Consider the following 12,440-nt stretch of genomic DNA (forward strand, 5'->3'; position numbering starts at 1 on the left):
TGGCCTCCGTCATACCAGGAAAAACTCGCCAAAGCCCATTTTCTTCAGCCCCCGACGATAGGCAATCGAGCTTTTATCCGCGGGGATATGCGCTTCCAGCGTCAGGTCCAGCGGCAGGCTTTCCGGGCGCTGGGTTTCGACCATCAGGCGATCCTCTTCAAAAATCCGCAGGTTGAAGGCATGCACTTCCTCCACCGGAATATGCAGGTCAAAATTGCGGGCAATAGGGGCGAACATGCGGGTCACGCGCGATGACACCGGCGACGCGGCGTTCATGATCACCAGCCGCGATTCACCCGGGAAATGAATCGTCAGGGTGGCGGTGAACGGCAGGTGCATTTCAAAATGGCGCAGCCACTGGAACCCTTCTGGCGCCTGCACGGGGGAACTGGCGGGATAGTTGCTCACGGCGCTCCAGTAATCCGCCACGAAGCCGAACGGCGTCTCCTGTGGCTGATAGGCAGGCACAAGCTGATTATTGGGGTCGGCAAAGGTTTCGGTGTGGATCCACGCAAAGTGCGCCACGTCCAGAAAACCCTCTACCTGACGTCCGGCAAAGCCGTTCACCTCAAACGCCGGGCAGTTAATCTGCTGAAATCCGTCGTCATCCCAGTGCGGCATGGTGGGCAGCGGCGCAGGGTTATCCGGATCAAAGGCCAGGCAGGTCCAGATCAGTCCGAACCGCTCTTCGACCGCGTAGTTAATCAGGTTCAGCTTCGCCGGAACGGGCTGGTCGGGGCTGGACGGAATACGGTTGCAGCGACCGTCTTCCCCAAAGCGTAAGCCATGATAGGGGCAGATAATCCCGTGCTCGTCGTGAAAGCCGAGCGTCAGCGGCACGCCGCGGTGCGGGCACACGTCACGGGCAACCACGACCTGGTCGTTAATCCGGTAAATCACCAGCTGCTCATCCAGCAGCGTCGCTTTGACCGGCGCCGGACCGACGTCGCAGGCGCGCGCGACCGGATGCCAGCATTTCGCCAGACGCAGCCAGTCCTCTGGCTCAAACGTACAGTGGGCGGGTGGGGTCGGTTCTCTTTTCATCGTTGTCCCTCTTGCGTTCAGCCTAACGGGCCGCCCTGAATGGTCTCGCACAGACCGTTGATGATGCGCTCTCCGGTCTCCTCTTTGAGCTCCTGATACCAGGCCTGCGTCAACGCCATATCTTTGCCGTGGGTGACGTCGCAGCGCTTGCGCGCCTTCAGCACCAGGTCGCGTACGCGGTCGCAGCGCAGCGCCTCGTACTGCCGCAGCGCCAGCGTGATGTTGTGGTTTTCACGCAGGCATTCCCCCAGCACCACGGCGTCTTCCATCGCTGCACAGCCGCCCTGGCCGATATCCGGCGTGGTGCTGTGCCCGGCATCGCCCAGCAGCGCGACGTTGCCGCGCACCAGGCTGTCGAACGGCTCAATGTCGTGGATTTCAATCCGATTGGTCGTTTCAGGATCCAGCGCCGCGATAAGCTTTTGCACCGGCGGCGCCCAGCCGCGGAAGTAGCCCGTGAGATCGGCGCGCAGGGTGGTGCGATCCTCCGCCAGGCCTGCGGGCAGCGGCACGTCAAAAAAGAAATAGAAGCGTCCGCCGGAGACGGGCATCAGCGACACGCGTTTGCCTTCGCCAACGAAGGTGGTCCACTGGTGCGCCGGGGCGATCTCTTCGTCAATCTTCACCAGCCCGTTCCAGTTCACATAGCCCGCGTAGCGGCGCTCCGGGGTGTATCCCAGCACGTACGGGCGAACCGCCGAGTGGCTGCCGTCGGCGGCAATCAGGAAATCCCCGGCGGCGGTGGTGCCATCGGTGAAGGTCACGCTCACGCCCGCGTCGTCTTCATGGACGCCTTCGACGCGCTTGCCAAACTGCACCTTGTCGCGACCCCAGAAGTCCAGCATTTCGCGCTGAAGCTCAGCGCGCGAGACGGGGCAGGGGCGCCCGCCGGTACGCTCAACCAGCGGGGCAAGGCTAAAGCGGGTCAGGGTATCGCCGCGCCGGTAATCCTTGTAGGCCATAAAACGCATCGGCCCGCCCCAGGTCTCGATGATGTCGCCCATGCCGAGGTGCTGCATGCATTTCACGCCGTTAGGCCAGATGGAGATGGCCGCCCCGACGGGCCTGATCTCCTTTACGGCTTCAAACACGGTACAGTCGATGCCCGCTTTCTTCAGCGCGACGGCGGCGCTCAGGCCGCCAATACCCGCGCCAATAACGATTGCTTTCATGCTTCTCTCCTTTTGCAGGGTGTAAAGACAGTCAGCAATTTGCGTACCAGGCTGCAGAGTGGTGAAAACGGCGTTGTAAGGGAGACGTTTGCACTGCTAAGGTGCGTAAACGCGGTGAGCGTGCCTTTTTATGAATCAAAAATTTCCTGGCCGACCTTGTGGAATCGACTGTTTCACGCCTGTGCTCAGGGTGGCGTAGTTTGTGCAATAGCCTGGAGAAGGACAATAAAGGAGACACTATGATCGCACTGCACGACTTCAATCATCTCCCCCACGAACAGGCGTTAGCGCTGATTCACCCCTGCGTGGCGCTTCCCCGCTGGGCCGATGCGCTGGTTCACGGGCGGCCTTACGCCAGCCGGGACGAATTGTTCAGTACGGCGAAATCGCTGATGCAAAACTGGAACGAAGCGGCGCTGGCGCAAGCCCTGAGCGCCCATCCGCGCATCGGGGAAAAACCAGCGGGTTCAGCGGCGGAGGCGGCGCTGTCGCGCCAGGAGCAGGGGGCGGTGAATGACCGCGATGCTGCTCTTGCCCGGGCGCTGCGTGAAGGCAACGCCCGCTACGAAGCCCGCTTTGGACGCGTCTTTCTGATCCGCGCGAAGGGCCGCAGCGGCGAGGAGATATTACAGGCCCTGCACGCGCGGCTGGAGAACAGCGACGCGCAGGAAATCCATGCCGCGCTGGAACAGCTGCGGGAAATTACGCTGCTGCGCCTGGAAGGAGTCATCCACGAATGAGCACACTCAGCACCCATATTCTCGATATTTCGACGGGCAAGCCCGCGGAGGGCGTGACGGTTCATCTGCAACAGGACGGGAAGACGCTCGCCACGGGCGTGACCAACGCCCAGGGGCGCATCGCCGCGTTCGTTCCCTCTCTGCCCGCGGGCCGCTATCGGCTGGTGGCGGAGATCGGGGCGTGGTTTAGCGATACCGGCCGGAAGACGATCTATCCCTGCGCGCACATTGAGTTTGTCACGGGAGAAACGGCAGACGAACACTTCCATCTGCCGTTTGTGATTGCCCCCGGCGGGTGGTCAACCTACCGGGGCAGCTGACCATACCCGCTCGCCGTTGACCCAGGTCTCGCTGATGTTGCGCTCGTCACCCAGGGTCATCAGCACGAAAAGCTGCTCGTAGATATCCTGACAGCGCCGATTGCGCAGGCGCTGCAGCGGCGTGACGTTGGGGTCGATAACCACAAAATCCGCCTCTTTGCCTGCCGCGAAGTTACCAATCTTGTCGTCCAGCCGGAGGGCGTGCGCGCCGCCCAGCGTGGCGTGATAAAACGCCTCGCTGGCGCGCAGGCGATAGCTCTGAAGCTGCCCGACCTTGTAGGCCTCTCCCAGGGTGCGCAGCATGCTGAAGGTGGTGCCCGCGCCGACGTCGGTGCCGATGCCCATCCGCACCCTGTGCTGCCAGCAGGCGGGCAGGCGAAACAGCCCGCTACCGAGAAACAGGTTCGAGGTGGGACAAAACGCCACCGCCGAGCCGGTGTCATGCAGGCACTGCCACTCGCTATGGTGCAGATGGATCGCGTGGGCAAACACGCTGCGCTCGCCGGTCAGGCCGTAGTGGTGATACACGTCCAGATAGCGCTCATGCTCCGGCCAGAGATCGCTCACCCAGGCCACTTCGTTGGGGTTTTCGCTCAGGTGGGTCTGCAGCCAGGTGTCCGGGAACTCCTCTCTGAGCAGGCTGACCGCCGCAAGCAGCTCGGGTGATGAGGTCGGCGCAAAGCGCGGCGTAATGGCGTAGCCCAGCCGCCCACGGTGATGCCAGCGCTGGATCAGCGCCCGCGTCTGCCGGTAGCTCTGCTTTGCGTCTTCGCTCAGGTAGTCCGGCGCGTGCCTGTCCATCATCACCTTTCCGGCGATAAGGCGCATATTGAGGCGCAGGGCTTCGGTAAACAGCGCTTCGACCGATTCCGGATGCAGCGTGCAAAACACCAGCGCGGTGGTGGTGCCGTTGCTCACCAGCTGCTGAATGAAAAATTCGGCGATCTCTTTCGCGTAGGCCTCATCGGCAAACTGGCTCTCCACCGGGAAGGTGTAGGTGGTCAGCCACTCCAGCAGCTGTTCGCCAAAGGCGCCGATCATCTCCGTTTGCGGGTAATGGACGTGGGTGTCGACAAAACCGGGCAGCAGCAGCCTGCCGCGCAGGTCGGTGTAGCCCTTGTGGGGGTCAAGATACTGCTCGCCCTCCTGCCACGGCATCTGCGCCAGAATTTTTCCGTTCTGGATAAACAGCAGGCCGTCCTCAAGGTAGCGCGCGTGCCGGGCAATGGCGTCTGCGCTGTCGCAGACCCGGGCAATATCAAAAAATGCACCGCGTATCGCAGTCTGGTATTCCATCATGGTTCCTGCCTTCGTGTGTGCGTAGCGGGGTGGGAAAGCTCAGCAAGAACGGTGCCAGAATGAACGGGCCGCAGATACGCTGCGGCCAGAGGGGAGGGGTTACTCTTTTTGCGTCGCCACGCGGGAGCCAAACGACGTCGCGCCTGCCGTCTCGCGCTCTTCCCGCGCCAGCCAGCGGTAGGTGACGCCGCCGAGGAAGACGCCAATAAACCAGCTGAAGTTTGCCACCTCATGCAGGGCCGGGATAAAGCTAATGACCAGGCCCACGGCAACGGACGGGATCAGCGCGCCAATGGCTTTCGGGTTAAAGCCGTTGCGGTACCAGTATTTGCCCTTTGGCGTGTCGTCGAACAGATCGTCAACCGACACCTTGCCGCGCTTAATCAGGTAGAAATCGGCAATCAGAATGCCGAACAGCGGGCCGATAAACGCCCCGAGCACGTCCAGGGTGTAGTGGATAAGCTCCGGCGAGTTGAACAGGTTCCACGGGGTGAGCAGGATCGAGCCGACGGCGGCGATCATGCCCCCGGTGCGGAAGCTGATTTTCTGCGGCGAGCAGTTAGAGAAATCAAACGCCGGGGAGACGAAGTTCGCGACGATGTTGATCCCGATGGTGGCGGTGATCATCGTCAGCAGGCCAATCGCCACGGCCAGATCGTTACCCACGCGGCTGACGGTTTCGATCGGATCGGTGATCATGCGGCCAAACAGCGACTGGGTGCCGGAGACAATCACCACGGTGACGATGGAGAACAGCAGGAAGTTAAACGGCAGCCCCCAGCGGTTGCCGCGGCGGATCTCACCCATGCTTTTGCCGTAGCGGGAGAAATCGCCAAAGTTGAGCAGCGGGCCGGAGAAGTAGGAGACCACCAGCGCCGTGGCGGTGATCATCTGCCAGGTCTGCTCGCCCGCGCTCAGGGATTTGCTGGCGAGGGTAAAGGAGATGCCGTCAAAACCGGTCTTGTATACAATCCAGCCGGCAAGGGCCAGCATCACCACATAGACCGCCGGACCGGCGATATCAATAAAGCGCTTGATGGCGCTCATGCCGTGCCAGAAGACCATCGCCTGCAGGACCCACATAATCGCAAAGCAGATCCAACCCAGATGCGACAGGCCCAGGAATGCGCCGGTAGTGAGTGAAGAGAGCGATGGCCAGAACTTCAGCGCCACCAGCATCAGGGCGTTGGCGGCGAGATAGGTCTGAATCCCGTACCACGCGAAGGCAATCAGCCCGCGGATCACCGCCGGAATATTGGCCCCGAACACGCCGAACGCCTGACGACTGATCACCGCATAGGGCACGCCCGCCCTCTGGCTCGGTTTGGCCACCAGGTTGGCGCACAGCTGCACGATGCAAATCCCCACCAGCAGGCAGAGCAGCACCTGCCAGCTTGCCAGCCCGAGCGTAAAGAAGCTCGCGGCGACCACATAACCCCCCATGCTGTGAACATCCGACATCCAGAACGAAAAGATGTTGTACCAGCTCCAGTTCTGGTCACGCGTCGGTGCCAGATCCTCATTGCAAAGACGTGGGCTGTAAACCGCACCGGAATCAGCGGCCGTACCCTGCTGCGCGTTTTGACTGTTTGGCATGAAACCTGCTCCTGTGAATGAAAACCCGTTGAGTGGGAGTGCAAACGGTGTTGCAGGATCCAGGCCAAAATAATAAATCTTGTATGCAATATTTTATTGTTATGTATACGATTCGATAACGGAAAGTAAATTCGGAGTGGTGAATGAACAACATAAACGCCCTGCAGACCGCGCCAGACCAGCATGACAAAGACGAAACCATCTTCCAGGCGCTGATGACCGCGATTGTCGAACACCAGCTGCTGCCGGGGAGCAAATTGCCGGAAGAGGCGCTGGCAGAGGTCTTTGGCGTGAGCCGCACGGGCATCCGCAAGGTGCTTCAACGACTCGCTGCTGTGCAAATGGTCACCCTGACGCCCAAGCGTGGTGCACACGTCGCCAGCCCGACGGTGGAAGAGGCGCGGCACATCTTCCGCACCCGCGCGCTGCTGGAGGTCGCTAACCTGCCGGACGTGCTGGCGCACTGTCAGCCGCCGCACCTTGCCGCGCTGGAGGCCATTATTCGCCAGGAGCAGCAGGCGCACGAGGCCTATGACGGCCCGGCGGCGATTCGCCACTCCGCCAATTTCCACATTCAGCTGCAGGCTATCTCCGGCAACCAGGTGCTCACGGAGATGGTGACCGGCCTGAGCCAGCGTTCTTCGCTGGTGATCGCCACCTGGGGCGCGCCGTGGCGTCAGGGCTGCCGCTGCAACGATCACGAACAGCTGGTGGATCTGCTGCGCCAGAAGGCGCTTGAACCACTAAGCGATGCCCTCATGCACCATTTTGAACATATCGTCGCCAGCCTCTGCTTTGAGCGGGCGGGCGAGTGCCTGCCTGATTTTGCCCGGCTGTTTGCCGGCCACAAGGAGTCGTAATGTCTGTCTGTATACAAGTGATCAACCCCAACACCAGCCTCGCCATGACGGAAACCATCGGCGCGGCGGCCCGCGCGGTGGCGGCGCCGGGGACGGAGATCCTCGCGGTCTGCCCGAGCGCGGGCGTGCCGTCCATAGAAGGCCACTTCGATGAGGCCATCGCCGCCGTCGGTGTCCTGGAACAGATCAAAAAAGGCAGGGAGCAGGGCGTGGATGGTCACGTCATCGCCTGCTTTGGCGATCCGGGCCTGCTGGCGGCGCGCGAGCTGGCGCAGGGGCCGGTAGTCGGCATTGCGGAGGCCGCCATGCATATGGCGACGCTGGTGGCGACGCGCTTTTCGGTAGTTACCACGCTGCCGCGCACGCTGATCATTGCCCGTCATCTGCTGCACCAGTATGGCTTTCAGGACCATTGCGCGGCGCTGCACGCTATCGATCTCCCGGTGCTGGCGCTGGAAGACGGCAGCGGTCTGGCGCAGGAGAAGGTGCGCGCGCGCTGTATACAGGCGCTGCAAGAGGATGGCTGCGGTGCCATCGTGCTGGGCTGCGGCGGCATGGCGACCCTGGCGCAGGAGCTGACCCGCGAGCTGCGCGTGCCGGTGATCGACGGCGTCAGCGCGGCGGTGAAGATGGTGGAATCGCTGGTGGCGCTGGGGCTGTCGACCAGCAAGCACGGCGATCTGGCGTTCCCGGAGAACAAAGCGTTAAGCGGACAATTTCAGGCATTGAATCCATTTTAATTTTTGGGGGTGGCAATGGGGCTTTTCGAACAGGATTATCCGCGGGATCTGCGCGGCTACGCGGGCAACCCGCCGCACGCGCGGTGGCCGAATCAGGCACGCATCGCCGTGCAGTTTGTGCTCAACTATGAGGAAGGGGCGGAAAACCACGTTCTGCACGGCGATGCCGGATCCGAGCAGTTCCTGTCGGACATCATCGGCGCGGCCAGCTACCCGGACAAACACATGTCGATGGACTCCCTCTACGAATACGGCAGCCGCGCCGGGTTCTGGCGGATCCACAATGAATTTCAGAAACGCGGCCTGCCGCTGACGGTCTTTGGCGTGGCGATGGCGCTGGCGCGTCACCCGGAGATTGTTGAGGCGATCAAAGCGGCGGATTACGACGTGGTCAGCCACGGCTGGCGCTGGATCCACTATCAAAATATGGACATCAGCCTGGAGCGCGAACATCTGCACAAGGCGGTGCACGTTCTGACCGACCTGTTCGGCAAGCCGCCAGCGGGCTGGTACACCGGGCGCGACAGCCCCAACACGCGCCAGCTGGTGGTGGAGCACGGTGGTTTTGACTACGACAGCGACTACTACGGCGACGATTTGCCCTTCTGGACGGAAGTGGCCTGCAGTGACGGCTCCCGCAAGCCGCACCTGATCGTGCCGTATACGCTGGATGCGAACGACATGCGCTTTGCGACCGCGCAGGGATTTAACACCGCCGAGCAGTTTTATACGTATCTGAAGGACAGTTTTGACGTGCTGTACGAAGAGGGGGAAAGCGCGCCGAAGATGATGTCCATCGGCATGCACTGCCGCCTGCTCGGGCGACCGGGGCGTTTTCGCGCGCTGCAGCGGTTCCTGGATTACGTTGAGCAGCACGAGCGGGTGTGGGTCTGTACCCGCCAGCAGATTGCCGACCACTGGCGGGACGTACATCCGTTTCAGAAGTAAGTGTGCGATGTTTTGCCGGGTGGCGGCTGCGCCTTACCCGGCCTACAGGACCCGCAGAGCATACGGGACATTGTAGGCCTAGTAAGCGCAGCGCCACCGGGCGGGTTTTCAGCGTTACACCATCAAACTCACCTGCGCCGCCACGATGCGCCACCCGTAGGCAAACCGCACCCACGTCTGCTGCTGGCGGCCAATGCGTTCTGTGCTCTCGCGGGTAAACTCGGTGCTGCACACGGCATAATCCTCCCCGAAGGTGGTGATGACGGTGTGGCGCAGCGTCCGCTGCAGCCCGGCGGCGGGGCGCGCCGCACGAAAAGCGCGGATTTCATCGATCCCGTAAAGGTTTTCACCGGCCCCCAGCCGCACCGTGTTTTTGTCGTGCCAGAACAGCTCGTCCAGCACCGCAACGTTGTTGCTCACCAGCGCGTCCTCATAGCGGTAAAACGCGGCCGTCACCTCGGCAACCACCCACGGGAGGTTAATGTCATCGTGATTCATCATGTTGCTATCTCCGCCGGACGGGCATCGGTGATGCCGCTCTCTTCCAGAACCCGCGCGACGCGCAAGCAGGCCTGCTCGTTAAACGGCGCGGCAATCAGCTGCAGGCCAATGGGCGCGCCCTGCGCGGTGCGCAGCGGAACGGTGGTCACGGGCAGGCCTAAAAACGAAATCGGCTGGGTCAGCATCCCCATGCTGGCGCGGATGGGAAGCGGCTGACCGTTAATCTCCATGGTCTGCTCGCCGATACGCGTGGCGCTGCGCGGCGTTGCCGGGGCAATCAGCACGTCGGCTCGTGCAAACAGCGCGTGAAACGCCTGCCGTGCCTGCGCGCGAAACCGCTGGGCCTGAATGTACCAGGCAGAGGGGATCATCGCCCCGGCCAGCAGGCGTTCGCGGGAGTGCGGCTCAAAACGCTCGGGCTCCCGGCGAAGCGCGGGCAGGTACTGATTTCCACCCTCGGAGGCGCTGATGATAAACGCCGCGGAGCGCGCCAGCTCGGCGTCAGGAAACAGAAGCTCATCCTGCACGTCGAGCGCCTTCGCCACTCGCGCCACGGCGTCTCTGGCGTCCGCGTCGCACCAGGTGGTGAAGTAGCCGCCGAGCACCGCGCAGCGCAGGCCGTCAAGCCCGCGGTCAAGCAGGGGGCGCGTCTGTTCGCGCGAGCTCTCTGCCTGAAAACCGTCGCTGGTGTCCCGGCCCTGCAGCGCGTCGTACACGGACGCCAGGTCGCATACGCGGCGGGCGAAGGGGCCGATATGATCCAGGCTTGCGACAAACGGATGGCTGCCGGATCGCGACAGGCGGCCAAAGGTGGGCTTGAGGCCGTAGATGCCGCACAGGGAGGCCGGAACGCGAATCGATCCGTTGGTGTCGGTACCGAGCGAAAAGTGCACCAGCCCGGCGGCCACCGCGGCGGCTGAACCGCCGGACGACCCGCCCGCAATGCGCGTCAGATCGTGCGGGTTACGCGTCGCGCCGTAGTGGCTGTTCTCGGTGGTAAAGCCGTAGGCGTAGGCGTCCATATTGACCATCCCGGTCAACAGCCCGCCCGCGCTGCGCAGCTGGCGCACGGCGAAGCTGTCGGCGGCCGCGGCGGGGCGCTGGCTGAACAGCTCGGCCCCGGCGAGGGTGGTGTGACCGGCAACGTCAAACAGGTTCTTCACCGCGTAGGGTACGCCCGCCAGCGGCGGCAGGGGACGCTTTTCCCGTCGCAGGGTATCAATATTGTGGGCCTCGGCGAGCATGCGTGCTTCCGTCACGGCGGTCCAGGCGCCGATCTGCGGATTCACGCGCGCAATCGCCTCCAGCGTCTGGCGGGCAATTTCGCGAGCGCTCAGCTCGCCCGCGCTCAGCGCCTGCTGGATCGCGCTGATACTCATCTCGTGTAGCGTCATGCTTTATACACTCCTGCGATCTCCAGACGGTCGTCGAGCGGCAGCGCCATCAGCGGGGCGGCCATGCTGGCTATGCGGCTGAACTGCAGCTGCAGCTCGGCGCGGCGGGCGTCATCCAGCGTCACGCCGAGTACGGTTTCCATCTGCGCCAGGTACGCCTGCCAGTCGGGTTGGTGTGTCGTCATTGTTTTCTCCTCAGAATCCGGCGGCCGCGCCGTTGCTGCGCGGGTCAAATGCCCCTTCAAACAGCCCGTTGGGGTGGCGAACAATGGCGCCCGCGTGGCCCATGGCTTCACTAAAGTCAGGGAATAGCTCCACCTCGTGACCGAGTGCCCGCAGGCGCGCGACCGTCTCGGGTGAAAAACGCCCTTCAAGCTTTAAGGTGTCTGAGGTTTGCCCCCAGGTGCGCCCCAGCAGCCAGCGTGGGCGGGTGATGCTCTCCTGCAGGGGGATGCCCTGGACAACGTAGCGGGTAAAGAGCGCGGCCTGGGTTTGCGGCTGTCCGTCGCCGCCCATCGAGCCGTAGACCATCACGCGCCCGTCCTTCAGACGCGCCGCCGCCGGGTTCAGGGTGTGGAACGGCTGTTTGCCCGGCGCGAGGGCCAGAAGATGGGCGGGATCGAGGCTGAAGGATGCGCCCCGGTTCTGCCAGACGATGCCGGTATCGGGCAGGACAACGCCGCTGCCGAACTCGTGATAAAGGCTCTGGATAAACGAGACGGCAAGCCCGCTGCTGTCCATCACCCCCATCCACACCGTATCGCCGGGGCCTTTTCCGGTTCCCCACGGCGCCGCGCGACTGTCGTCAACCCTGTCGGCAAGCGCCTGCAGGGCGGCGGGATCCAGCAGTTTCTGAACATCGGTTTTCAGCGCGCGCGGGTCGGTGATGTGGGCATCGCGCAGGCCAAAGGCCAGCTTGGTGGCTTCCACGATGCGGTGAAGGGTTTCGGCGTCGTCGGCCTCCGCCATGTTCAGGCGATCGGTGATGCCGAGTATCGCCAGCGAGACCAGCCCCTGCGTTGGCGGGGCGTGGTTAAAGATCTCTCCCTGCTGATGCTCCAGCTTCAGCGGCGTGGTGCGCCGGGCCGCGTGGGCGTTGAGATCGGCCAGCGTCACGGGGAGACCCAGCGTCTCCATGCCGTGCGCCAGTACGTTCGCCAGCGGGCCGCGATAAAAGCTGTCGAGACCCTCTTCCGCCAGACGCGTCAGGGTCGTGGCCATGGCGGGCTGGTAAAAGCGGCTCCCGACCTGCGGCGGCTTACCGTCCACCAGCCAGGTTTCCGCGAAGCCGGGGATGGCCTTCAGCTCGTCGAACTTGCTGGCCGTGGCGTGGGCCTGAGAGGCCGTGACCGGGGTGCCGTTCTGCGCATAGTCAATGGCGTCGGCCAGCAGGCGGGCCAGCGGCAGCGTTTTGCCGGTCATTTCGCGCGAGACCTTCAGCGCCTCGTCCCAACCGCTTACCGTGCCGGCGACGGTCAGCGCCGCCTGCGGTCCGCGATGGGGGATCTGCGTGAGCCCATCGTAGGCGGCCAGCGTCGCGCGCGATCCCGCCGCGCCGCTGGCGTCAATGGCGATGGGGTCGCCTTCCGGCGGCACGATAAGCCAGAAACCATCGCCGCCCAGCCCGTTCATATGCGGGTAAACCACGGCGATGGTGGCCGCTGCCGCGACCATCGCCTCTATCGCGCTGCCGCCTTCGCGCAGCACCGCCAGCGCGCTCTGGCTGGCAAGATTGTGGGGCGCAACGGCCATGCCGTGCGTGGAGACATTACTTTGCATGAAGCGTCCTCGTAACCCTGAAAGTCACAAGGTGCTGCAAAAGCTGT

Annotated in this window: 12 protein-coding genes and 1 pseudogene; 5 read left to right on the forward strand and 8 right to left on the reverse strand. The window is 63.2% G+C overall.

Annotated features, from left to right (window positions below):
* Positions 1-9: 9 nt before the first annotated feature.
* Together hpxD and hpxO are read right to left on the reverse strand one after the other, a co-directional pair.
* Complete coding sequence (gene hpxD / locus BFV67_RS07570) at positions 10-1,044, reverse strand: molybdenum cofactor-independent xanthine hydroxylase subunit HpxD (protein ID WP_069598095.1); 1,035 nt, start codon at positions 1,042-1,044, stop codon at positions 10-12.
* A gap of 17 nt (positions 1,045-1,061) precedes the next feature.
* Positions 1,062-2,216 carry an FAD-dependent urate hydroxylase HpxO gene (hpxO, locus tag BFV67_RS07575; RefSeq protein WP_021240834.1) on the reverse strand — a complete coding sequence of 385 codons (1,155 nt, stop codon included), beginning with the start codon at positions 2,214-2,216 and terminating at the stop codon, positions 1,062-1,064.
* Between the two features lie 239 nt (positions 2,217-2,455).
* Between hpxO and uraD the strand changes: the two genes are divergently transcribed.
* Both uraD and uraH read left to right on the forward strand, forming a co-directional pair.
* Positions 2,456-2,956 carry a 2-oxo-4-hydroxy-4-carboxy-5-ureidoimidazoline decarboxylase gene (gene uraD / locus BFV67_RS07580; RefSeq protein WP_069598096.1) on the forward strand — a complete coding sequence of 167 codons (501 nt, stop codon included), beginning with the start codon at positions 2,456-2,458 and terminating at the stop codon, positions 2,954-2,956.
* Entirely contained in the window at positions 2,953-3,276 is a 324-nt protein-coding gene (gene uraH / locus BFV67_RS07585) for a hydroxyisourate hydrolase (protein WP_008499857.1), read from the forward strand. The genes uraD and uraH overlap by 4 nt, the downstream gene beginning before the upstream one ends.
* On the opposite strand, the gene guaD is transcribed toward uraH, so the two are convergent.
* Positions 3,256-4,575 (reverse strand): guanine deaminase, encoded by a 1,320-nt coding sequence (gene guaD, locus BFV67_RS07590; protein WP_049122129.1) that lies wholly within the window; start codon positions 4,573-4,575, stop codon positions 3,256-3,258. The genes uraH and guaD overlap by 21 nt on opposite strands.
* A gap of 99 nt (positions 4,576-4,674) precedes the next feature.
* Positions 4,675-6,171, reverse strand: a complete 1,497-nt coding sequence (locus BFV67_RS07595) for an NCS1 family nucleobase:cation symporter-1 (protein ID WP_069598097.1) — start codon at positions 6,169-6,171, stop codon at positions 4,675-4,677.
* A 143-nt stretch (positions 6,172-6,314) separates the two neighbouring features.
* Between BFV67_RS07595 and BFV67_RS07600 the strand changes: the two genes are divergently transcribed.
* From BFV67_RS07600 to puuE, 3 genes and pseudogenes are all read left to right on the forward strand, one after another.
* Positions 6,315-7,031: a GntR family transcriptional regulator gene (locus BFV67_RS07600; RefSeq protein WP_025912968.1), complete on the forward strand. Its 717-nt coding sequence runs from the start codon at positions 6,315-6,317 to the stop codon at positions 7,029-7,031.
* Positions 7,031-7,902: pseudogene (gene hpxA / locus BFV67_RS07605) on the forward strand (allantoin racemase). Before BFV67_RS07600 ends, hpxA begins: the two are co-directional and overlap by 1 nt.
* On the forward strand, positions 7,787-8,719 hold the full coding sequence (puuE, locus tag BFV67_RS07610) for an allantoinase PuuE (protein WP_069598098.1): 933 nt from the start codon (positions 7,787-7,789) through the stop codon (positions 8,717-8,719). The pseudogene hpxA and the gene puuE overlap by 116 nt, the downstream one beginning before the upstream one ends.
* Before the next feature lie 114 nt (positions 8,720-8,833).
* On the opposite strand, the gene hpxZ is transcribed toward puuE, so the two are convergent.
* The 4 genes from hpxZ to hpxW are packed head-to-tail and all read right to left on the reverse strand — an operon-like array spanning position 8,834 to position 12,393.
* The gene (hpxZ, locus tag BFV67_RS07615; RefSeq protein ID WP_008499851.1) at positions 8,834-9,220 is read right to left on the reverse strand and encodes an oxalurate catabolism protein HpxZ; all 387 of its coding nucleotides are present in this window, start codon (positions 9,218-9,220) and stop codon (positions 8,834-8,836) included.
* Complete coding sequence (locus BFV67_RS07620; RefSeq protein ID WP_069598099.1) at positions 9,217-10,614, reverse strand: AtzE family amidohydrolase; 1,398 nt, start codon at positions 10,612-10,614, stop codon at positions 9,217-9,219. Before BFV67_RS07620 ends, hpxZ begins: the two co-directional genes overlap by 4 nt.
* The gene (gene hpxX, locus BFV67_RS07625) at positions 10,611-10,799 is read right to left on the reverse strand and encodes an oxalurate catabolism protein HpxX (protein ID WP_008499849.1); all 189 of its coding nucleotides are present in this window, start codon (positions 10,797-10,799) and stop codon (positions 10,611-10,613) included. Before hpxX ends, BFV67_RS07620 begins: the two co-directional genes overlap by 4 nt.
* 10 nt (positions 10,800-10,809) lie before the next feature.
* Positions 10,810-12,393 carry an oxamate amidohydrolase gene (gene hpxW / locus BFV67_RS07630; protein ID WP_069598100.1) on the reverse strand — a complete coding sequence of 528 codons (1,584 nt, stop codon included), beginning with the start codon at positions 12,391-12,393 and terminating at the stop codon, positions 10,810-10,812.
* Positions 12,394-12,440 lie beyond the last annotated feature (47 nt).

It is taken from the genome of Enterobacter roggenkampii (assembly GCF_001729805.1).
Classification (GTDB): Bacteria; Pseudomonadota; Gammaproteobacteria; order Enterobacterales; family Enterobacteriaceae; genus Enterobacter; species Enterobacter roggenkampii.

What these genes read in the sequence shown, in the direction of transcription:
- puuE (WP_069598098.1), top strand. Translation starts at nt 7,787, where the DNA reads ATGGGGCTTTTCGAACAGGATTATCCGCGGGATCTGCGCGGCTACGCG.
- hpxO (WP_021240834.1), bottom strand. Translation starts at nt 2,216, where the DNA reads ATGAAAGCAATCGTTATTGGCGCGGGTATTGGCGGCCTGAGCGCCGCC.
- BFV67_RS07595 (WP_069598097.1), bottom strand. Translation starts at nt 6,171, where the DNA reads ATGCCAAACAGTCAAAACGCGCAGCAGGGTACGGCCGCTGATTCCGGT.
- BFV67_RS07600 (WP_025912968.1), top strand. Translation starts at nt 6,315, where the DNA reads ATGAACAACATAAACGCCCTGCAGACCGCGCCAGACCAGCATGACAAA.
- hpxD (WP_069598095.1), bottom strand. Translation starts at nt 1,044, where the DNA reads ATGAAAAGAGAACCGACCCCACCCGCCCACTGTACGTTTGAGCCAGAG.
- uraH (WP_008499857.1), top strand. Translation starts at nt 2,953, where the DNA reads ATGAGCACACTCAGCACCCATATTCTCGATATTTCGACGGGCAAGCCC.
- uraD (WP_069598096.1), top strand. Translation starts at nt 2,456, where the DNA reads ATGATCGCACTGCACGACTTCAATCATCTCCCCCACGAACAGGCGTTA.
- guaD (WP_049122129.1), bottom strand. Translation starts at nt 4,575, where the DNA reads ATGATGGAATACCAGACTGCGATACGCGGTGCATTTTTTGATATTGCC.
- hpxZ (WP_008499851.1), bottom strand. Translation starts at nt 9,220, where the DNA reads ATGATGAATCACGATGACATTAACCTCCCGTGGGTGGTTGCCGAGGTG.
- hpxW (WP_069598100.1), bottom strand. Translation starts at nt 12,393, where the DNA reads ATGCAAAGTAATGTCTCCACGCACGGCATGGCCGTTGCGCCCCACAAT.
- BFV67_RS07620 (WP_069598099.1), bottom strand. Translation starts at nt 10,614, where the DNA reads ATGACGCTACACGAGATGAGTATCAGCGCGATCCAGCAGGCGCTGAGC.
- hpxX (WP_008499849.1), bottom strand. Translation starts at nt 10,799, where the DNA reads ATGACGACACACCAACCCGACTGGCAGGCGTACCTGGCGCAGATGGAA.